This is a genomic window from Streptacidiphilus sp. PAMC 29251 (assembly GCF_054208735.2).
Genome location: NZ_CM135725.2, coordinates 1,628,231 through 1,647,199, shown reverse-complemented (window position 1 = coordinate 1,647,199; position 18,969 = coordinate 1,628,231). Strand labels below are relative to the sequence as shown.

General features: G+C 71.9%; 21 protein-coding genes, 2 tRNA genes and 3 pseudogenes. 12 read left to right on the top strand and 14 right to left on the bottom strand.

What is annotated here, in order from left to right; genetic code table 11:
* Positions 1-225: 225 nt before the first annotated feature.
* The gene (locus tag ACXKR8_RS07890) at positions 226-474 is read right to left on the bottom strand and encodes a hypothetical protein (RefSeq protein ID WP_458272174.1); all 249 of its coding nucleotides are present in this window, start codon (positions 472-474) and stop codon (positions 226-228) included.
* Between the two features lie 481 nt (positions 475-955).
* Here ACXKR8_RS07890 and ACXKR8_RS07885 point away from each other — a divergent pair, with 481 nt between their 5' ends.
* Positions 956-1,714 carry a PP2C family protein-serine/threonine phosphatase gene (locus tag ACXKR8_RS07885; protein WP_458272173.1) on the top strand — a complete coding sequence of 253 codons (759 nt, stop codon included), beginning with the start codon at positions 956-958 and terminating at the stop codon, positions 1,712-1,714.
* Positions 1,715-1,757: 43 nt separating this feature from the next.
* Here ACXKR8_RS07885 and ACXKR8_RS07880 read toward each other — a convergent pair whose 3' ends face one another.
* Positions 1,758-2,126 carry a low affinity iron permease family protein gene (locus ACXKR8_RS07880; RefSeq protein WP_458272172.1) on the bottom strand — a complete coding sequence of 123 codons (369 nt, stop codon included), beginning with the start codon at positions 2,124-2,126 and terminating at the stop codon, positions 1,758-1,760.
* Between the two features lie 51 nt (positions 2,127-2,177).
* On the opposite strand from ACXKR8_RS07880, the gene ACXKR8_RS07875 reads away from it, so the two are divergent.
* The gene (locus tag ACXKR8_RS07875) at positions 2,178-3,317 is read left to right on the top strand and encodes a carboxylate-amine ligase (RefSeq protein WP_458272171.1); all 1,140 of its coding nucleotides are present in this window, start codon (positions 2,178-2,180) and stop codon (positions 3,315-3,317) included.
* A gap of 36 nt (positions 3,318-3,353) precedes the next feature.
* Here ACXKR8_RS07875 and ACXKR8_RS07870 read toward each other — a convergent pair whose 3' ends face one another.
* From ACXKR8_RS07870 to ACXKR8_RS07855, 4 genes are read right to left on the bottom strand one after another with little or no spacing between them, the layout of a single operon-like run.
* A complete protein-coding gene (locus ACXKR8_RS07870) occupies positions 3,354-4,139 on the bottom strand; it encodes a peptidoglycan-binding domain-containing protein (protein WP_458272170.1) in 786 nt (261 codons plus the stop codon).
* 19 nt (positions 4,140-4,158) lie between these two features.
* Complete coding sequence (locus ACXKR8_RS07865) at positions 4,159-5,142, bottom strand: PhzF family phenazine biosynthesis protein (RefSeq protein ID WP_458272169.1); 984 nt, start codon at positions 5,140-5,142, stop codon at positions 4,159-4,161.
* Entirely contained in the window at positions 5,142-5,360 is a 219-nt protein-coding gene (locus ACXKR8_RS07860; RefSeq protein ID WP_462100394.1) for a hypothetical protein, read from the bottom strand. Before ACXKR8_RS07860 ends, ACXKR8_RS07865 begins: the two co-directional genes overlap by 1 nt.
* Positions 5,288-5,758 (bottom strand): carboxymuconolactone decarboxylase family protein, encoded by a 471-nt coding sequence (locus ACXKR8_RS07855; RefSeq protein WP_462100393.1) that lies wholly within the window; start codon positions 5,756-5,758, stop codon positions 5,288-5,290. Before ACXKR8_RS07855 ends, ACXKR8_RS07860 begins: the two co-directional genes overlap by 73 nt.
* A gap of 73 nt (positions 5,759-5,831) precedes the next feature.
* Between ACXKR8_RS07855 and ACXKR8_RS07850 the strand changes: the two genes are divergently transcribed.
* Positions 5,832-6,179, top strand: coding sequence for a winged helix-turn-helix transcriptional regulator (locus tag ACXKR8_RS07850; RefSeq protein ID WP_458272167.1), 348 nt, complete (start codon positions 5,832-5,834; stop codon positions 6,177-6,179).
* Here ACXKR8_RS07850 and ACXKR8_RS07845 read toward each other — a convergent pair.
* The 3 genes from ACXKR8_RS07845 to ACXKR8_RS07835 form a co-directional block, all read right to left on the bottom strand.
* Positions 6,115-6,660: a GNAT family N-acetyltransferase gene (locus ACXKR8_RS07845; RefSeq protein WP_458272166.1), complete on the bottom strand. Its 546-nt coding sequence runs from the start codon at positions 6,658-6,660 to the stop codon at positions 6,115-6,117. The two genes, ACXKR8_RS07850 and ACXKR8_RS07845, sit on opposite strands and share 65 nt — an antisense overlap.
* Before the next feature lie 116 nt (positions 6,661-6,776).
* Positions 6,777-6,861 (bottom strand) — tRNA-Ser (locus ACXKR8_RS07840).
* A gap of 1 nt (position 6,862) precedes the next feature.
* A tRNA-Met gene (locus ACXKR8_RS07835) sits at positions 6,863-6,934 on the bottom strand.
* 425 nt (positions 6,935-7,359) lie between these two features.
* Between ACXKR8_RS07835 and ACXKR8_RS07830 the strand changes: the two genes are divergently transcribed.
* Complete coding sequence (locus ACXKR8_RS07830; RefSeq protein ID WP_458272165.1) at positions 7,360-7,902, top strand: hypothetical protein; 543 nt, start codon at positions 7,360-7,362, stop codon at positions 7,900-7,902.
* 31 nt (positions 7,903-7,933) lie between these two features.
* On the opposite strand, the gene ACXKR8_RS07825 is transcribed toward ACXKR8_RS07830, so the two are convergent.
* Positions 7,934-8,380, bottom strand: coding sequence for a MarR family winged helix-turn-helix transcriptional regulator (locus ACXKR8_RS07825; RefSeq protein ID WP_458272164.1), 447 nt, complete (start codon positions 8,378-8,380; stop codon positions 7,934-7,936).
* Between the two features lie 150 nt (positions 8,381-8,530).
* Here ACXKR8_RS07825 and ACXKR8_RS07820 point away from each other — a divergent pair, with 150 nt between their 5' ends.
* Positions 8,531-9,490, top strand: coding sequence for a quinone oxidoreductase family protein (locus tag ACXKR8_RS07820; RefSeq protein ID WP_458272163.1), 960 nt, complete (start codon positions 8,531-8,533; stop codon positions 9,488-9,490).
* Between the two features lie 195 nt (positions 9,491-9,685).
* Here the strand turns inward: ACXKR8_RS07820 and ACXKR8_RS07815 are convergent, their stop codons facing one another.
* Entirely contained in the window at positions 9,686-10,627 is a 942-nt protein-coding gene (locus ACXKR8_RS07815) for an alpha/beta hydrolase (RefSeq protein WP_458272162.1), read from the bottom strand.
* Positions 10,628-10,782: 155 nt separating this feature from the next.
* Between ACXKR8_RS07815 and ACXKR8_RS07810 the strand changes: the two are divergent.
* A pseudogene (locus tag ACXKR8_RS07810) lies at positions 10,783-11,719 on the top strand (helix-turn-helix transcriptional regulator).
* On the opposite strand, the gene ACXKR8_RS07805 reads toward ACXKR8_RS07810, so the two are convergent.
* Together ACXKR8_RS07805 and pdxR are read right to left on the bottom strand one after the other, a co-directional pair.
* The gene (locus ACXKR8_RS07805) at positions 11,701-12,231 is read right to left on the bottom strand and encodes a GNAT family N-acetyltransferase (protein ID WP_458272160.1); all 531 of its coding nucleotides are present in this window, start codon (positions 12,229-12,231) and stop codon (positions 11,701-11,703) included. The pseudogene ACXKR8_RS07810 and the gene ACXKR8_RS07805 overlap by 19 nt on opposite strands.
* Positions 12,232-12,288: 57 nt before the next feature.
* Positions 12,289-13,683: a MocR-like pyridoxine biosynthesis transcription factor PdxR gene (gene pdxR, locus ACXKR8_RS07800; RefSeq protein ID WP_458272159.1), complete on the bottom strand. Its 1,395-nt coding sequence runs from the start codon at positions 13,681-13,683 to the stop codon at positions 12,289-12,291.
* A gap of 102 nt (positions 13,684-13,785) precedes the next feature.
* Here pdxR and ACXKR8_RS07795 point away from each other — a divergent pair, with 102 nt between their 5' ends.
* From ACXKR8_RS07795 to ACXKR8_RS07780, 4 genes and pseudogenes are all read left to right on the top strand, one after another.
* Positions 13,786-14,541 carry a metallophosphoesterase gene (locus tag ACXKR8_RS07795; RefSeq protein ID WP_458272158.1) on the top strand — a complete coding sequence of 252 codons (756 nt, stop codon included), beginning with the start codon at positions 13,786-13,788 and terminating at the stop codon, positions 14,539-14,541.
* Between the two features lie 133 nt (positions 14,542-14,674).
* A pseudogene (locus tag ACXKR8_RS07790) lies at positions 14,675-15,163 on the top strand (alpha/beta fold hydrolase); the annotation flags it as partial.
* Positions 15,164-15,300: 137 nt separating this feature from the next.
* Complete coding sequence (locus ACXKR8_RS07785; RefSeq protein WP_462100667.1) at positions 15,301-15,495, top strand: alpha/beta fold hydrolase; 195 nt, start codon at positions 15,301-15,303, stop codon at positions 15,493-15,495.
* Positions 15,496-15,609: 114 nt separating this feature from the next.
* Positions 15,610-17,046: pseudogene (locus ACXKR8_RS07780) on the top strand (MFS transporter); the annotation flags it as partial.
* A gap of 45 nt (positions 17,047-17,091) precedes the next feature.
* Here the strand turns inward: ACXKR8_RS07780 and ACXKR8_RS07775 are convergent.
* Complete coding sequence (locus tag ACXKR8_RS07775; protein WP_462100666.1) at positions 17,092-17,733, bottom strand: TetR/AcrR family transcriptional regulator; 642 nt, start codon at positions 17,731-17,733, stop codon at positions 17,092-17,094.
* 102 nt (positions 17,734-17,835) lie between these two features.
* On the opposite strand from ACXKR8_RS07775, the gene ACXKR8_RS07770 reads away from it, so the two are divergent.
* Positions 17,836-18,294, top strand: coding sequence for a cupin domain-containing protein (locus tag ACXKR8_RS07770; protein WP_458272156.1), 459 nt, complete (start codon positions 17,836-17,838; stop codon positions 18,292-18,294).
* A 45-nt stretch (positions 18,295-18,339) separates the two neighbouring features.
* Positions 18,340-18,963 carry an RraA family protein gene (locus ACXKR8_RS07765; protein WP_458272155.1) on the top strand — a complete coding sequence of 208 codons (624 nt, stop codon included), beginning with the start codon at positions 18,340-18,342 and terminating at the stop codon, positions 18,961-18,963.
* Positions 18,964-18,969: the final 6 nt, after the last annotated feature.

Sequence of the window (18,969 nt, the reverse complement as noted above, 5' to 3'; positions counted from 1 at the left end):
GTGCCGGGCTACCCAGCTGGCGTCTGCGCCGCGGCCGGCGCCCCTGCGTCCGGGGCGCCCAGGACTGCGGCGCGCAAGGAGAGCCCGGGCTTGGGGTCCATGGCGTCTCCTCGACCCCGGACGGGCGGTGCCCCGCATCCACGCGACCCGGGGCACCGGTGCGTATCCGGGGGGAGGACACGCACACTGTTCGCCTATCCACAGCCGGGACCGCCTACACCTGGGTCACCCGTGGTGGTCGTCACTCCAGTCGATGCCCTGGATCTCGACGGCGCTGCCGGAGACGGTGTACTGCATGCGGCAGCAGCCGAAACGGGCCTCCCGTAGGCCGCCCTGGTCCGTGGCCGGCCAGCGGTAGGGATCGCCCTGGATCAGACAGGTCACGATGCGTGCCACCGCCCACCGGTCTGCGGGCAGGGTGTCCATGACCTCGGCGGTGAGGGTCTCGAAGGCGGCGTCGAACTGTGAATCCATGCCGGGTTCAACGCCGGGACGCGGCCAGGGGTCACGCCTGCGCCGACGCGAAAGGCCCCGTCCCCGGACAGCAGGGACGGGGCCGAAGCCGGTGAGCGGGCCGCTCTGCCTTGAGCTACAGCCCCATGAGTGGAGCTGGCTGGACTTGAACCAACACCTTCCCGCTCATGCTCCACGCTAGGTCAGAACGCCGAAGCCCGCACCTGGACGGGTCCCCCGCTACGCGCCGACGCGACATTCGCCGCCGGGTGGGGTGATGTGGGGGCATGGCTCAAGATCCGACCGCGTTGAGCGCCGGGGAACTCCTCCTGGACGAGTTTCTGACCACGGGCAGGACCCTGGACCCCGGCGAGGTGACCGCGATGGCGCAGCGCTACACCCAGCTGCTCGGGATCGGCGAGGCGACCGTCTATCTCGCCGACGTCCAACAGAACCTGCTCTTTCCGGTCGGCGGGGGCGAGACCGCACCCGTACCGAGCCGATGTCACTGCCCGCGGAGATGCTGCGCGCGTTTCTGCCCCCGCGGACCCTGGCCACCGAACGGGTGGTGTCGACGGCGGTGCTGGAACCGGCCTACGACCTCGGCGGCGACGCGTTCGACCACTCCCTGAACAACGGTGTCCTGCACGCGGCGGTCGTCGACGCCATGGGCCACGACCTCGCCTCCGGGGTGACCTCCGCCCTGGCCCTGGCCGCCTGCCGCAACGCCCGGCGCAACGGCGCTGACCTGCCCCACCTGGTCGCCACCATCGACGAGACCCTGGCGCGGTGGCTGCCGGACCGCTACGCCACCGGCATCATGCTGCGCCTGGCGCTGGACACCGGTCTGCTGGAGTGGTCCAACTGCGGGCATCCGCCGCCCCTGCTGATCCGGCACCAGACCGTGGTCCCGGATGCCCTGACCCGTCCCTCGGAACTGCCGATGGGTCTGAGCACCCTGTTCAAGCAGCCCCGGGCCACGCACTCCACCACCCTGGAGCCGGGCGACCGGGTCCTGCTCTACACCGACGGGGTCATCGAGGCCAAGGGCGCGCAGGGCGAACTGTTCGGCCTCGACCGCTTCGCCGAGTACGTCATCCGGGCCACCGCGGCCGGCGCGCCCGCGCCCGAGGTGCTCCGACGTCTGGTCCATGCCCTGCTGGCCAGCAAGGACAGCAATCTGACCGACGACGCCACCATCATGATGATCGAATGGCGGCCGCCCGCCCCGCGCCGTCCCACGCTGCCGCCACGCGGCTGAGTGCGGGCACGTGGTCGGGGCCGAGCCGGGCGGGCGCCGCTGGTCAGAGCTCCTCCTCCATGCGGATGGCGGCTTCCAGCCCCTCGCTGGCCGATCCCTGCCGGCTTCCGTGGAGTTCGAGCAGGGACGCGGCGATCGCGTCCAGCTTCCGCTGAACGGCCCGCTCCGAGCGCCGTTCGGAGTTCTTGAGCAGGGCGAGCAGCAGCAGGGTGACCGCGGTCATCGCATCCCCGGCCAGCAGTTTGGTGTCCGTGGACAGGCCGGTGGCGTGGACCGCCAGCACCCCCAGCACCAGGATCAGGCAGCAGCGGAAGAAGGCGGCCGAACTGGTGAAGTTGGACGCCTGTTCGGCCAGGTGGTCAAAGCGGCTGCGCTGGCCGCCGTTCGTTTCGGCGGGGTGTTTCAAGGTCATGCGTGTGTGCGTACCCCGCATTCACCAGGTTGAGCGGGGTACGCGATACGTATGGTGACAATCGGGGTTGAAGAGGAATACCTGCTGCTGGACCCGGACAGCGGGCTGCCGGTGGCCAGGAGCGTGCAGGTGCGCTCGGCCGCCGACCTGATGGGCTCGCTGGGCGGCGACGAGGAGGTCGAGCCCGAACTGCTGCAGGCACAGGTCGAGGTGGGGACGCCGGTCAGCGAGACCCTGGACGAGGTCGGTGCCCACCTGACACGGCTGCGGGACGCGGTGCGCCGCGCGGCCGACGGCACCGGGTGCCGGATGGCGGTCTGCGGAGCGGCGCCGCTGCGCAGCGCGAGGCCGGTCCCGGTCACCGACAAGGCGCGCTACCAGGCCATGTCCGGGGACGCCCCGCAGGTGGTGGACGAGATGCTGATCAACGGCATGCATGTGCATGTCGCCGTTCCCGACCCCGAGCACGGGGTGGCCGCGCTCAACCGGATCCGCCGGTGGCTGCCGGTGCTGGTGGCACTGGGCGCCAACTCCCCGTTCTGGGACGGCGGCGACACCGGCTTCGCCAGTTGGCGCACGCTGCTCTTCGACCGCTGGCCGGTGAGCGGCCCGCCGCCCGCCTTCGCCGACGCGGCGGACTACGAGCGTCGCACCCAGGCGCTGCTGGACGCCGGCGCGATCCGCGACCGGGGCCAGCTGTACTGGCAGGCCAGGCTCTCCGCGCGCTACCCCACCATCGAGATCCGCGCCCTGGACGTGCAGTTGGATATCGAGGACGCGGTCACCCTGGCCGGCATCGTCCGCGGCCTGGTGGTCCAGGCCCTGCACGAGTACGACGCGGACGAGCCGTTCGTCGACGGCCAGCTCGTTGACGATCAGCTCGTCGACGACCCCACCGAGCTGATCGGGGCCGCGGTCTGGCAGGCGGCGCGCTACGGCGTCGAGGAGCGCCTGATCGATCCGCGCACGGGACGGCCGGAACCGGCCCGGGACGTGGTCGCGGCGCTGCTGGAGCACATCGCCCCCGCCCTCAAGGAGTCCGGCGACCTGGACCGGGTGCGGGCAGGGATGGAGCGGCTGCTGGTCAAGGGCACGGCGGCGCAGCGCCAGCGGAGGGCCTTCCAGCAGGGCGGCATCGAGGCAGTCACCCGGCTGCTCACCGGGACCAGCCTGGCGGGGGAGTCCGCTTAGCGGGCGGGCAGGTGGCAGGTGGGGGTGGGTGGCCGGCTAGGCGACGACGGTGAAGCCGTGCTTGGCGCCCAGGGCGACCAGGGAGGTCTTGCCCGGGATCCCGTTGACCGCCGAGCCGGTCCAGCCCAGCCCGTGGGCCTTGGAGTATGCCTTCTGCCACGTGGCGTACGCCTCGACGGTCAGTGATCCGAAGGAGCCGTCCGAGGCGTACGCCGCAGCCAGGTACCCCTCCGCCTTCAGTGCCTGCTCGACCGGTTTCACATCGGCCGGGTGCGTCGTATGCCCCTGCGCCGCCTTGGGATCGGCCTCGGCCGCGGCGATCACATGCGCCAGCGACACCTTGGGTTTGGTCGGCGTCGGCGTCGGCTTCGGATCGACCCCCGGCCAGTACGCCGCCACCACTGACTCGTCGTACTCGGAGGTGGTCCGGTACTGCAGGGCGATCGCGCCGGCAGGGATGACCGGGGCCACGCCGAAGTGCGCCACCCAGTAGTGCGGCGGGGCGACCTTCGCCGCCGCGAACGCCGCCTTCACGGCCGGCCAGGTGCTGGTGTTGCAGTACACCGTCGGGTCCACCCCTGCGGCGCGGCGCATCGTCACCCAGCCGGGGGCCTCGGCCGGGGAGGCGTCGCCCTGCTCGACGTCCAGTACCGTGCCGCCGTTGAAGCCGGCCGTCACCGCGATGCCGACGACCACGGCGTGCGGGAACCTGGCTCTCATCGCCACGGTGTTCGCATAGCGCCCGTTCACGTACCCGGCGACCAGGGTCGCCCCGGCCGGGATGCCGGACGGAACCACGGCGTCGTACATCGATCGCGTCATGGTGCACGCCTCTCGCTCGCTACCTCAGCCGGCCCGCCCCCTCGGAGAGACGGTAGTCCTCACCGCTGCGACGGTGGTGCGGATTGAGCGCATCGGTCGCCGTCGGCCCGGCCTGGGGCAGGTGGACGATGCGGGTGACCTCGGCGACCTCCGCGGCACCGCCCAGGCGCACCAGCGGGCCTGACGGACCGTGCTGCGCGGTGGCGGTGATCGTGGAGGGGCTGCCGAGGGAGTCGCCCATGTCGACGGCGATGCTGGAAATGCCCTGGTCGGCCAGGTGTGCGGCGAGGCAGCCGGTGCTGTTGGCGTTGGCGATGTCCTCCGCGACGCCGATGGACGGGGCGAACATTCGAGCAGCGACGCGGCCCGCGGCCGTGGGCACGGTGTAGACGTAGCAGCCCAGGAGGCCGAGCCGGTCACAAGCGGCGCGCAACTGTTCGAAGTCCGGGCGGAGGGCGGCCAGGGCAGAGCGCGAGCTGATGGGGACCAGCAATCGTGGGCGTCCCGCCGAGGCGATACGGGCGCCCGGCGCGAGCGGGTCCGTGGCGACGCCGAGGGCGGGCAGCACGAGATCGCACTCGGTGCTGGTGGGCTCGCGCAGGTCGACGGGACCGGCTTCGAAGGCGGCGTTGACGTAGGTCTGCTCCGGGACGGACCAGCCGGCGAAGACCCGCCCTGCGGTGTGGAGGGTGGCCCGGTACTCCGCACCGCCGGCGCGCCGGGCCAGGAAGGCCAGGGCGGCGACCGTCCCATGGCCGCAGCCGGGCAGTTCCCCCTCGGCGGTGAAGAAGCGCAGCGAGACCGCGGGAGCGCCGTCGCCGGGCGCCGCGGGTGCCGCGGGCGCCGAGACGAAGACGGCGTGGGAGGTTCCGGTCAGCACCGGCACCCGGCGGCGCTCGTCGTCGGTCAACGGCGGGTCGTCCATCACCGCGGTAGGGCTGCCGCCCCGGCCTGCACGCAGGCACGCGCGGACGATGGTGACCGGCAGACCGTGCTCGCTCATCAGCGGTCGGCGGCACGTCGGTCGGGAAAGGAGGCGGCCCAGGGTTCCTGGTCCAGGAGGAGCCCGTTGGCCAGGTAGCTGATGGTCCGGTACCAGCCGGCCAGCACCAGGAACTCCAGCAGTTGGGCCTCCTCGTAGTGGTCGCTCAGGGCGCTCCAGGCCTGGTCCGAGAGGTGGGCGGTGTCGTGCAGCTCGTCGACCGCGCCGAGCAGCGCCACATGCCGGGGCAGCCAGTCGGCCCCTGCTGCGGGGTCGTGGTCGGGCGCGGGCGCGGGCGCGGGCTCGGGGTAGTGGCCGGGTCGGCGGTCGCGCGGAGTTGCTCAGGGCTGAGTCCGACCTGCTGGGAGAAGGCCGAGGCGTGCACGCCCCATTCGTAGCCGCAGCCGGCGCGTGCGGTCACCCGGGCGATGACGATCTCGCGGTCCAGGTCGGGGAGGAGGCCGTGGCCCAGCAGCCCGGCGCCCAGCGCGAACATGCGGGAGGCCAGCTCCGGGTTGCGCTGCAGCACCCGGAACAGCGCGAGCGGCTCGTGCGCCACGCCGGGCGGCATCCATCGGCGGAGCGCGTGGTCGATCTGCGCGGAGTACGGCGGTTCGAGCGGTGCGATGCGCGGCATGGCCACTCCATTGCTTCTGTTTTCAAAGCACTATGCTGCTTCGATAAGCGAAGCGCAAGGAGAGGGAGTGGGGATGGACGCCAGAACGCCGCGGCCCGGCGTGCCCGTACGAGGGTCCGACTCGGGCCGCCCGGTGATGGCCGCGCTGGATCTGCTCGGGCGCCGCTGGACGCTGCGCATCCTCTGGGAGCTGGACCAGACCCCGGCCGGCTTCCGGGAGTTGCAGCGCCGCTGCGAGCGCATGTCCTCCAGCGTGCTCAGTGCCAGGCTCGGCGAACTGACCGAGGCCCGCCTGCTCGCCCTGCGTGACGACGGGTACCACCTCACCCCCCTCGGCAAGGACCTGGTCGAGGCGATCAGCCCGCTGAACGCCTGGAGTCGGCGGTGGGCGGCCGAGACGGACCCTGGCTCCGCACAGTGAACGAGATCCACACATCGGGCGGCAGGTCGGGCCGGGGCGGCACCGGTCGGCGCTCCTCGGTCCAGGCGTCGCCGGCGATCTCGGTCACGACGCGACGCCAGAAGTGCACGGCGGTCCCGTTGGCGTCCTGGAAGGCGACCTCCCACGGCCCCGGGTGCCTGGCGACGACCTCCTGGACGGCGCGCAGTCCGATGCCGGTTCTCCGTGCTCCGCGCACCACGAAGAAGCTGTTGAGCACGCGCGTGGGGCCGGTCAGCCCGCGGACCAGGGCGAGACCGACGGGGTGGGTGCCGCTCCGCAGCAGGTACGGCGCCCGATCGGCCTCGACGAAGGACGCGTGCAGCCGTTCGCTGCGGAACGTCCCGTCCGGGTTGGGCAGTTGGTCGTCGAACTCGGACAGGTCATGGCGGAACATCAGCCAGAGGCGTTCCAGGACGGGAAGGTCGGCATCATTCGCGAGGTGCACGGAAACGTCAGGCATGGGACTCCAGCTGCAGGACGACGATCAACGGTCGAGAACACAAAAAAGCCTCTCGGTCGGATGGAGATCCGTGACCGAAAGGCTTGTGACAGGATTTTAGCAGTCCTCTTCCAACGCGGAGGATGCAGGGATCGAACCTGCGCGGGCGTGACCCCGACGACTGCTTAGCAAGCAGATGCCTTACCTCTCGGCCAATCCTCCGTAGCGGGAACGGGATTCGAACCCGTGGCCTAAGGCTTATGAGGCCCTCGCGCTACCCCTGCGCCACCCCGCTGCGTCGATCCTACGAACGTTCGGCGATCGGGTCGAAGGGTTTTGGGCCCGGCGGCCCCGGCCCCGGCTCTCACAACTGGCGTTGCCAATGGTCCGCACGGGACTGGTCGGTGCCGTCGAGGCGCCGTTCGCCACCGCTGACACGACCGCGCCCGGACCGGGGGGGTGGTCCGGGGCAGCCGGAGCGGTCCGCCGTTCTGCTGAGCAGGTGACCGCTACCGGTCTCCTTGCCGCGGTCCCGCTGTCCAAACATCGTGTGCCCGGGGCGCCGCGCCGTACCCTGGTGGCTGACCGTCGCCTGGGAGTCTGGGCTGGTCACCCGCGTGTGGCGGACGGCGCCGGTGCCCGCGACGGTGCCGGTTCCCGCGACACCGACAGCGCCGACCGCGGCCCAGGGCCGTGACCCCCACTCGCCGGGAGGCAACCGTGCGGCTGTTCCGCTCCATCGCCCCGACCGCGGCCGAAGTGGGCGGTCCGCTGCCGGGCGACCACCTGGTCCCCGATCCGGATGTGGTCATGGACCGGGCCTTCACCCTGCCCGCCCCGCCCGAGCTGGTACGGCCCTGGATCGTGCAGCTCGGCAAGCACCGCTCCGGCTGGTACCTGCCGCGCTCGGCCGAGCGGTTGGTGCCGCCGCGTCGGCGCGCGCTGCGCCGGATCGAACCTGCCCTGCAGCGGTTGGCGGTCGGGGACGTGATCCCGGACTGGGGCGGGCGCCACGAGACCTTCGAGGTCGCGCTGCTGCAGCCGCCGCACACGCTGGTCCACCGCTCGCTGCGCGGTGCGACGGCTGTGAGCTGGGCCATCATCCTGGTCCCGATGGGTCAGGACCGGACCCGGGTCCAGCTGCGGCTGCGGCTGGACCCGGTCAAACACCGTTGGCTGGCGCGCAGCGGGGGCGGATTCGTGGACCTGGTCACCGTCGCGGGCCTGGCCGCGGGTCTGCGTGAGCGCCTGAGCGACCGGTAGCCGCGGCCGCGGCGCGTCCCGGGCTCAGCGGTTATGACGACTGGGGCCAGGGGTGTACCAGGTCGCTTGCGAGGCTGGTGAGTTGGGCGCGCTGGGGGGCGGTGAGCCCTGCTGTCAGCGCGCCCACGCGGCGGCTGACCTCGGTGGTGCACAGGTCGGTGAGCTCGGCGCCGAAGGGGGTCAGCGAGACCAGGACGGCACGGCCGTCGGTGGGGGAGGGGGCGCGGCTGACCAGTCCGCGCTTCTCGGCGCGGCTGACCAGGCCGGTCATCGACGACTTGTCCAGGCTGAGGTGTCGGCCGAGTTCGAGCATGCCGGCCTGCCGGTCGCGCAGGATCCCCAGCAGCCGGATCTGGATGATCGACAGCCCGTGTTCGGCGCCGGCCGCGGCCAGGATGCCCTGCACCTGGAAGGACAGCTGGACCAGGGCGTCCACCGTGGTCAGTGGGCGGCCGTCCGGGTTGTGGTCTCTGCTCATGTCCCCAGCCTACTTGACCTAGTACGTGGAACGAACTACTTTCGAGAGCAGGGGATAGTACGTGCCGCGAACCAAATGGTGGCGGCAGTCCCACCCAGTCCCACCCAGTGCTCCGGCGCGCACCGCGCCAGGGGCCGGACAGGAGTCCTCATGCACGCCGCAGTCGTCCACTCATTCGACGTCCCGCCCCGCTTCGACGCCTTCGCCACGCCGGTGGCCGCCGGGGAGCACGAGATCCTGGTGGACGTGCTCGCCGTAGGCCTGCATCCGCGGGTGCGCTCGGGCGCCGACGGCAGCCACTACACCTCCGACGGCGTCCTGCCCATGATTCCCGGCGTCGACGGGGTCGGCCGGACCCCGGACGGCGAACTGCTCTACTTCGTCGCCCCCGACCACGGCCTGGGCACCATGGCCGAGCAGGCCGTGGTCGACCGCCGCCGCGCCATCACCCTCCCCGCCGGGACCGACCCGGTGGCGGTGGCCGCCGCGATGAACCCCGCGATGTCCTCCTGGGTGGCGCTGCGCCGCCGGGTCGGCTTCCAGGCCGGCGGCTCCGTCCTGGTGCTGGGCGCCACCGGCAACGCCGGTCAGCTCGCGGTCCAGATCGCCAAGCTCCTCGGCGCGGCCCGGGTGGTCGGCGCCGGACGCGACTCGGTCCGCCTGGACCTGCTCAAGGGCCTCGGGGCGGACGAGGTCGTCCCGCTGACCGGCGATGACCAGGAGGTCGCCGACCGGCTCGGCCGGGCCGCGGCGGACGTCGACGTCGTCATCGACTACCTCTGGGGCCACCCCACCCAACTGGCCATGCCGGCCCTGCTGACCGCCCGCACCGACCGCTCCAAGGCCCTGGCCTGGGTGCAGATCGGCTCCACCGCGGGCGCCGACATCAACCTTCCCTCGTATCTGCTGCGCGCCGGGAACCTGAACATCCTCGGCAGCGGCCAGGGTTCGGTGACGGCGGCCGGCATCCTGGCCGAACTGCCGTCCCTCGTCGACGAGATCGCGGCCGGCGCGCTGGCCGTGGACCCGCTGCCGATGCCGCTGGCGCAGGTCGAGCAGGCCTGGAACACCCCCACCGCCCCCGGTCAGCGGATCGTGCTGACACCCTGAACCGCAGCGGTTTCGACCCCGCCGCCGGGGGTAGAGAAGGGGTCGCCGTGCCGGTGGAAGGACCTGGGGAGGTCGCACACCGGGGCGCTGTCGGGTCCGACCACATCCGTGGTGCTGCGATCAGGCCGCGGACGCGGAGCTGCGTCGGCCCGGGTCCGTCACGGGCACCGGGCCGACGCTCAGCCTGACCCTGTGTCACTTGCCGAGGTGGGCGCCGAAGAATTCGGTCAGTTTCGCGAGCACGGTCGGCAGGTACTCCTCCTTGTCGTAGAGGTCGACGTGGGTGGCGCCGTCGATCCAGACGAGCTCCTTGGGCTCGGCCGCCCGCTCGATCGCCTCGCGGCTGAAGTAGTCGGTGACCGCCTCGGTGCCGGCGATCATCAGCAGCGGACGCGGCGAGATGAGGTGGACCAGGTCGAAGGCCGCGTACTGCGCGAGCAGGTCGACGCTGCGGAGCACGAAGTGGTTCTCCGATCGCGGATGCCGGCCGCGCGGCGTGCGGTAGTACTCCCAGCCGTCGTAGGTGTGCTGCGCGAGGCTCTTCGCCTGCTCCCCGGGCTCGGGGGCGAGGTCCGGGTGGATCTGCTGCAGGCGCGCGGGGCCGCCCTGCGCCTCCTCGGTGCGCGCGGCGGCGGAGGCGTCGAGCATGGCCCGGAGGATCTCCGGGCTCTGCCGGCGGCCGAAGCCCTCGCGGATCATGCTGCCGGTGTCCACGGCGCTGACCGTGGCGACGGCCTTGATCCGGTGGTCGGTCGCCGCGGCGGGCGTGACGTAGCCGCCGGAGGCGCAGATGCCGAGCACGCCGATCCGCTCGGCGTCCACCTCGTCCCGCAGGGTCAGGAAGGTCACGGCGGCCTTGACGTCCTCGACCCGGTGGAACGGGTCCTCGAGCAGGTGCGGCTCGCCTTCGCTCTCGCCCTGGTAGGCGGCGTCGAAGGTCAGGGCGGTGAAGCCGGCCCGGGCCAGGCGTTCGGCGTACAGGCCCGCGGTCTGCTCCTTCACCCCGCTCATGGGGTGGGAGACGACGATGGCGGGGCGGCTGCTGTCGCCGCGGTGGCCGTCGGGTGTGTGGTCGGGTGTGTGGAGCTGGCCGGCGATCTTCAGGCCGGCGCTGAGAAAGGTGACGTCTGTCCGCATGGTGGCGCTCTCCAGTCGTAGGGAAACGGTGGGCTCGGGAAGCCGTCGGCCCACGTCACCCACCGTCGCGCCGCGGGGTGCGAGGTGCCAGGGCGGGTTCTGCCTAGGCAGACCAGTACCAGGCACGCGGGCCCGGCCCGGCGGACACTGGGGGCATGGAGCACCGTGCTGACCACTCCGGTGGCAATGAACTGGGCGAATTCCTGCGCGCCGGTCGCGCCGCCCTCGACCCGCGGCTGATGGGCCTGCCCGACGACGGACGTCTGCGCCGCGTGCCCGGCCTGCGCCGGGAGGAACTGGCCCAGCTCGCCCATGTGAGCACCGACTACGTGGTCCGGCTGGAGCAGGGCCGGACCCGCCGGGTGTCGCGTGCGGTGCTCGACGCCCTCGCGGACGCGCTGCGACTCGCCCGGGACGAGCGCGCCTACCTGTTCGCCGTCGCCGACGTCACCCAGACCGGCCCGGCCCGGCAGCCGGCCCGGCAGCAGGTCGACCCGCAACTGCGTCAACTGCTGGACGGCATGCCCGACATCCCGGCCATGGTCCTCAACCGCCGCCAGGACGTCCTGGCCTGGAACTCCGGAGCGACAGCCCTGCTCGCCGACTTCGGCGCGCTGCCCGCGGGCCAGCGGAAACCTGATCCGGCTGACCTTCCTCGACCAGGCCTACCGGGCCCTCTACGCGGACTGGCCGCGGGCCGCCCGCGAGTGCGTCGCGGTCCTGCGGATGGAGGCCGGCCGCAGCCCCGACGACCGCGCCCTGAGCGCGTTGGTGGGCGAACTCAGCGTCCGGGATCCGGACTTCAGGACCTGGTGGGGGAGCCACCAGGTCCGCGGGCCGAGGCAGCTCAGCAAGACCTATGTCCACCCGGTGGTGGGAGAACTGACGCTGGACGTCCAGCAGTTGACCGTCGACACCCAGCCCGACCAGCATCTGGTCGCCTACACCACCCAACCGGACTCACCGTCCCGGGAGGCCCTGCGCTTCCTGCTGCAGTGGTCCGCCCACCCGGCGGCCGACACCGCTCCGGCCGACACCGCTGCGGACGCCGAACCGGCCACGGGCGCCGACGGCTACAAGTCGATCCAGTAGCGGCGTTTGAGGCCCGCGTCCGTGCTGCGCAGATCCTCGATCACACCGCCGTTGCGCTCAATGGTGCGTGCTGAAGCGGCGTTGTCGTCGTCGCAGGTGACCAGGACGCGGTCCAGGCCGAGTGAGCGGGCCGGTGGCAGAACGGCGCCCAGGGCCCAGGTGGCCAGGCCGCGTCTCCTCGCGGAGGGCCGCACGCTGTAGCCGATGTGGCCGCCCACGTCGAGCAGAAAGGCGTTGAGGCAGTGCCGTAGGTCGATGGCGCCCAGATAGCTGTCGCCCTCGACGATCCACCAGTGGGTGGCGTGGACGCGTCCCTCTCCGAGCGGGACCGAACGGTCCGACTGCGCGCGCAGTTGTTCGACCCACGCCGAGAATTCTTCGGGGCTGTCCAGGTTGCCATCAGCCGCGAGGCGCAGCCCCGTCCCGTCCTGGTGTGCGCCGGGAGGCCACTCGTCCCGCGCCGCGAGCCAGCTGGCGTGCAGTCGTTCGGTGGGTGCGATCAGATCGGGCATGCAGCCGACCTTAACACTCGTGGATGCGGCCTGATCAGGCATTTTGCCCTGAAGCAGTCAGAACTGCGGACAGGGCGTCGAGGGCGGCTGGGTAGGCGTGTTCGGACGGGGCGGCGAAGCCGACCAGCAGGCCCTGGCGGCGCTGGGCGGGGTCGTGGTGGAGTTCGGTGAGACCGCGCAGGGCGAGGCCGTGTTGGGTACACCTGTAAAGGAGTTGATGCTCGGTGGGGCCTCGGCGGGGAGGGTGAGGAGGGTGTGCAGCCCGGCCGGGACGCCGTGGGCGGTCAGACCGGGGACGGCGGCCACCCGGTCGAGCAGGAGTTCGCGGCGGCGGCGGTAGCGCAGCCGCGCGGCGCGGATGTGGCGGTCGTAGGCATGAGTGGTGATCAGCTCGGCGAGGACCAACTGGCCCAGGGTCTCGGTGTACAGGTCGGCCTCCTGTTTGGCCCGTACCACCGGTGCCACCAGGTCGGGCGGCAGCACCAGCCAGGCCAGGCGGAGGGCGGGGCCGAGGGTCTTGGACGCGGTTCCGCAGTAGACGGTCCGGTCGGGGGCGACGCCCTGGAGGGCACCGACGGGCTTGCGGTCGTAGCGGTACTCGCCGTCGTAGTCGTCCTCGACGATCAGGCCTCCGGTGGAGCGCGCCCAGGCGCACAGGGTCCGGCGCCGGCTCGGATGCAGCGGGACACCGGTGGGGTACTGGTGCGAGGGGGTGAGGAACACCGCTCCGGTGCCCGGGGTCAGCGCCTCCACCTGGGCGCCGTGGCCGTCGACGGGCAGGGCCAGGGTGCTGAACCCGGCGCGTTGGACGACTGCGCGGAAGACGTTGTGGCCCGGGTCCTCCACGGCCGCGGTTCCGGTGCCGCTCGCGGCCAGCGCGCCGCAGAGCAGGCCCAGGCCCTGGTAGTAGCCGGAGGTGATCACGATGCGGTCCGGGTCGGTGATCACGCCGCGGGTGCGGCCCAGGTAGTCGGCGAGGGCCCGGCGCAGTTCGATCCGGCCCTGCGGGTCGCCGGCGCCGAAGACCTCGGGGCGGGCGTGGGCGAGGACGCGGCGGGTGGCGGCCAGCCAGGCTCGGGTGGGGAAGGCGCTGACGTCGGGGAGCCCGGGGCGCAGGTCGTGTCGGGGCATCGTGGGCGCGGCCGTGGCCCGGGCGGGGGCTGGGGTGAGTTGCGGTACGGCGGCCACGGTGGTGCCCGATCCCGGCCGCGTGGTGAGGTGGCCCTCCTCGACCAGTTGGCCGTAGGCGGCGCTGACGGTGCCCCGCGAGAGCCCCAACTCCTGGGCCAGGCCGCGGGTGGACGGCAGCGGCGTTCCGGCCGACAGGCGTCCCTGGCGGATGGCCGACCGCAGCGCGGACTCCAGGCCGGACCGCCGCCCACCTGCCCCGTCGGGGTCGAGGTGCAGGCCGAGGTGCAGGTCGAGCTGAGAACTGGACCAATGATTCGACATGGAACTGGATCTTAATCCTGGTCCAGTGACCCTCTAGGTTCGAGGTCGAAGGCCATGTGTCGAAAGCCGTGTTCCGCACGCAGCGACGAAAGGACTCCAGCGGTGATCGTGATCGCCCACCTCAGCGACATCCACATCGACGGGGGCCGGCGCAGCATCGCGCGCACCCGTGCCGTCATGGACTACCTCGAGGACCTGCCCCACGACCTGGACGCCGTGCTGGTCACCGGCGACATCGCCGACCATGCCCTGCCCGCGGAGTACGAACTGGCCCGCCGACTGCTGACCTCCCGGCACCCGGTCCTGGTCTGCCCCGGCAACCACGACGGGCGGGCCGCCTTCCGGCAGCACCTGCTCGGGCAGCCCGCCTCGGCGGCACCGGTCAACCAGGTGCGCCGCGCCAACGGCGTCGTCATCGCGCTGTGCGACTCCTCGGTGCCGGGCAAGGACGAGGGCTTCCTCGAGGACGAGACGCTGGCGTGGCTGCGGGACGTCCTGGTCCGGACCCCGGACCAGGTGCCGGTGCTGGTCGGGTTCCACCACCCGCCGGCCCTGCTGCACATCCCCTTTGTCGACGGCATCCGCCAGTTCGGAGCCGAGCGGCTCGCGGCGCTCACGGACGACCACCCCAATGTCACGGCCTTTCTGTGCGGGCACGCCCACACCGCGGCGGCGACCACCTTCGCCGGACGCCCGCTGCTGGTGGCGCCGGGGGTGGTCTCCACGCTCCGGCTCCCCTGGGAGCACCGGGCCCACGCCGAGGACCACGTCCACCTCGACCAACCGCCCGCGCTCGCCTTCCACGTCCTGGACGACGAGGGGCGGCTGACCACGCACTACCGGCACGTCAACGGCTGAAGCGAGACTGCTGTCGTGATGAGAGTCCACTTGCACAAGAGGTGCGAGCGCCCTACTCTTATGAGAGTCAGCCCTCGCGAAGAGGGTCGGCGACCACATACGCGTTTGTCCTGACCCCAAGGAAGACCTCACGATGACTACCTCACCCGCCATCAGTGCCACCCGCACCGTCCAGCTCCGCAATGGACTGGCCGTCACGGTCCAGGAGTACGGCGATGCCGCCGCCGGCGGCGGTACCGGCGCGCTGGTGCTCCACGGCGGCGCCGGACCCCGCTCGGTCGCCGGTTTCGCCGCGGCCATGTCCCAGCACGCCTACGTGGTCGTGCCGACGCACCCCGGCTTCGACGGCACGCCCCGGCCGGAGTCCACCGACTCCGTCGCCGACCTGGCCGTGGCCTACCTGGACCTGATCGACGAGCTCGACCTGCACGCGGTCATGGTCGTCGGCAGCTCGATCGGCGGCTGGATAGCCACCGAGATGGGGCTGCGCGACAACCGGGGGCGGATCAGCGCGTTGGTGCTGCTCGCCGCGACCGGCATCACGCCCGAGCCCCCGCTGGAGATCGCCGACCCCGCGAAGCTCGGCCCGGTCAGGACCGGCGAGCTGGCCTTCCACAAGCCGGAACTGCGCCTGAATCCTGCCACGTTGAGCGAGGAGCAGAAGGCCGGGATGGCCGCCAACCAGCGCACCCAGGCCGTCTACACGGGTGCCGGCCACGACCCGAAGCTGCGCGGCGGCTGCACCGGGTCACCGTCCCGGTGCTGGTACTCGCCGGTGAGCAGGACGGAATCGTTCCGCTCGCGTACGAGCGCGCCCTGGCCGACTCCTTCCCCCGCGCCACCTTCCAGCCCATTGCGGAGGCCGGCCACTTTCCGCACATCGAGCAGCCGGGGTCGGTCTTCGGGGCCATCGGGGACTTCGTCGACAACGAGGTCAAGCCCGACGGTGAGTGACACCACGCCACGACCATGCGACCGCCCGTCCAGACCGTCCAGACCGCCGAGACCGTGCAGACCGCCGAGACCGTGCAGACCGCCGAGACTGTCCAGCCCGCTCAGGAGGACCGCGTGACCGCGCCGGACCGCGCCCATCGGCGCAGACAGCTTGTGCTCGCGGTGTGCTGCCTGAGCCTGCTCATCACCGTGGTCGACACCACCGCGGTGAACGTCGCCCTGCCTGCCGTCCAGCGTGATCTCAACGCCTCGGTCAGCGGGCTGCAGTGGATCGTCGACGGCTACACCTTGGCGATCGCCGGCTTGATGATGCTCGCCGGATCCACCGCGGACCGGAATCGGTCGGCGCCGGGTCTTCCAGGCCGGGCTGGCGCTGTTCACCCTCGGTTCGCTGGCCTGCTCGCTGGCTCCGACGCTGTCCTGGCTGATCGCCTTCCGGGTCGCGCAGGGCCTGGGCGCCAGCATGCTGAACCCGGTCGCCCTGTCGATCATCACCAGTACCTTCCCCGACGCCCGGGAGCGGGTCCGGGCGATCGGGGTGTGGGGTGCCACGGTCGGCCTGTCGCTGACCCTGGGCCCGGTGCTCGGGGGCTGCTGGTCGGGTCGGCCGGTTGGCGTGCGGTGTTCTGGATCAATATCCCGGTCGGCCTGGCGGCGCTGGCGCTGAGCGCCGTGCTCGTGCCCGAGTCCAGGGCGGTGGTCGCGCGCCGATGGGATCCGCTGGGGCAGCTGCTGGTCCTCGCGGTCCTGGTCCCGCTTGTCTTCGCGGTGATCGAGGGCTCCCGCCGTGGCTACGGCAGCGCGCTGATCATCGGTCTGTTCCTGCTCGGCGCCACCGCGGCGGTGGCACTGCCCCGCTACGAACGACGACGCGACCAGCCGCTGCTGGATCCTGCCTTCTTCCGCTCGATCCCCTTCACCGGGGCGTTCGTGACCGCGGTCACCGCATTCCTGGCGCTGGCCGGGTTCCTCTTCCTGAACACCCTGTATCTGCAGGATGTGCGCGGCTGCAGTGCGCTGCGGGCCGGCCTGCTGATCATGCCGATGGCTGTCGGGACCGCGATCGCCTCGCCGGTCTCCGGTCGGCTGACGGCTGCTCATGGCCCGCGGCTGCCCCTGGTCGCCGCGGGCGGGCTGGTCACGGCTGCCGCGTTGATGCTGACCGGCCTCACCCCGACCACCGGTCGGCCGGTCCTGCTGGTTGCCTACCTGCTGTTCGGCGCCGGCTGCGGCTTGCTCAACGCCCCGATCACCAGCATGGCGGTGTCCGGGATGCCGCCCGCGCAGGCCGGGGTGTCCGCCGCGATCACCACCACCGCGCGTCAGATCGGCAACTGCCTCGGGGTGGCCCTGCTCGGCTCGATCGTCACCGCCAACGCCCGCGGCCCGCTGCACCAGGGGTTCACCGCGGCCAGCCATCTCGCCTGGTGGATCCTGGCCGGATGCGGCGCCCTGATCGCGGTCCTCGGCATCTTGACCAGCACCGACCGGGCCACCGCGAGCGCCGCCCGGATCGCGGCCGGCTTTCCTGCGGCCGACTTCTCCGCAGCCGGCGTTCCTGTGGCTTGCGTTCCCGCGGCCGGCGGGCCGGAGCTGTCAGCGTCCCGGGAGGACGTGGCCGTATTCGTCGAGTGCGGCCCGGGTGACGGCGGTTGCGGTGTGGACGACGCTGGTGATGGCGGCCTCGGGGTCCAGGCGGCACAGGTCGGTCAGGCAGAAGAGGGCTTCGGCGCTGACGACGACGGCGAGGTCGTTCTTGAGCTGTGCCAGTGCGGCCGGGTCGCCGGCGCCCAGGGTGGCGTCCAGGGGGGCGAGCGCATGGTCGATCAGACCGAAGCGCAGGCCGGGCCGGGCCGCGGCGGTCGCGGGCCGGGTGATGGTGGCCGCGATCATGGCGCGGGTGGCTCCCTGATAGGTCAGCACGGTGCGCAGCAGGTGCTCGGTGGCGACGGCGACGCGCCGCACCGGGTCGTCGGAGTCCGCGACCGAGCTGAGCGCGTCGGCCGGGGTGGGCATCTGCCCGGCCATGGCCTCCTGCAGCAGGCTGGCCAGATCGGGGAAGTACCGGTAGGCGGTCGCCTCGGACACCAGGGCGGCCAGCGCGACCTCGAGCATGGTCACCTCGCGGCCGGTGCGCATCAGCTCCGCCGCGGCCTGGAGGATCGCGTTGCGGGTGCGCAGCTTCTGGTTCGCGCGGCCGGTGGTGCTGCGCGGTGTCTTCGGTTCGCCGTTCTGCATGGCCCCAGGATAGCAAGTGGACCCTGATAATGAGAGGGTGCTTGCACAAGGAGATGGGGCTGACTAGTCTTATGAGGGTCGACCATCACAAGGGAGCTTGCCATGAACGATGTCTCGATCGTTGCCCCGGACGGTGGCGAGGTGATCGAGCTGGGCCCGGCCCGGATGCGCATCCTCGAGGACGGCGGAACAACCGCGCACCGCCTGGGGATCGGTGAGATCACCCTGGCCCCGCACAGCGAGGGGCCGCCCCAGCACCGCCACGCCGAGCACGACGAGGGCTTCTACATCGTCTCCGGCACGGCCAGCTTCACCGTGGGGCAGACCGTGCACGACGCGCCCGCAGGCACCCTGGTCATGGTTCCCCCCGGCGTCCCCCACACCTTCGCCAACCCCGGCGACCAGCCAGTCGTGATGATCAACACCTTCACCCCCGACCTGTATGTGCAGTACTTCCGCGACCTGGGTGACGCGATGGCGACCGGCCACCAGCTGATGCCGCAGGTCGTGGCCGAGGTGATGGGCCGCTACGCCACCACCGTGGCCACCGACTTCGCCTGACCTGTCGGTGGCCGGCCGGTCCGGGGGCCCTGATACGTTCGGAGGATGATCAATGACACCGGATTCCAGGCCATCCCCACGACCACGCTCGCCGACCTGTTGGGGCGCGGGCAGGTCATGGACATCGGCATCCGTCCCCTCTGGACCTCGATGCCCCGAGTGGCCGGCCCGGCCTTCACCGTGCGGTGCCCGCCCGGCGACAACCTGATGCTCCACGCGGCCATCCACCGCGCGGAGCCGGGCTCGATCATCGTGGTCGAATCGGGCGACCTGGACTACGCCCTCGCCGGGGGCAATGTCTGCGCGGTCGCGCAGCGCCGCGGCATCGTGGCCTTTGTGCTCGACGGCCTGATCCGTGATCTCGGCGAGGTCCGGGCGGCAGGGTTCCCGGTCTTCGCCCGGGGCGTGATCCCGATTCCGGGCGCGAAGGCAGCCGTCGAGCCGCTCAACCTCCAGATCCGCTGCGGCGGCGTGACAGTGAACACCGGTGACATCGTCGTGGCCGACGAAGAGGGCGTCGTGGTCGTGCCCCAGGCCGACCGGGAGCGGACGCTCCAGGCGGCGCGGGCCAAGCTGGCCCAGGAGGCAGAGGAATCCCTCGACGCCTGGGAGACCGCGCACCGCACCCGCGTCGACGCGATCCTGCGCGCGAACGGCTTCGAGGGGTAGGCAGGC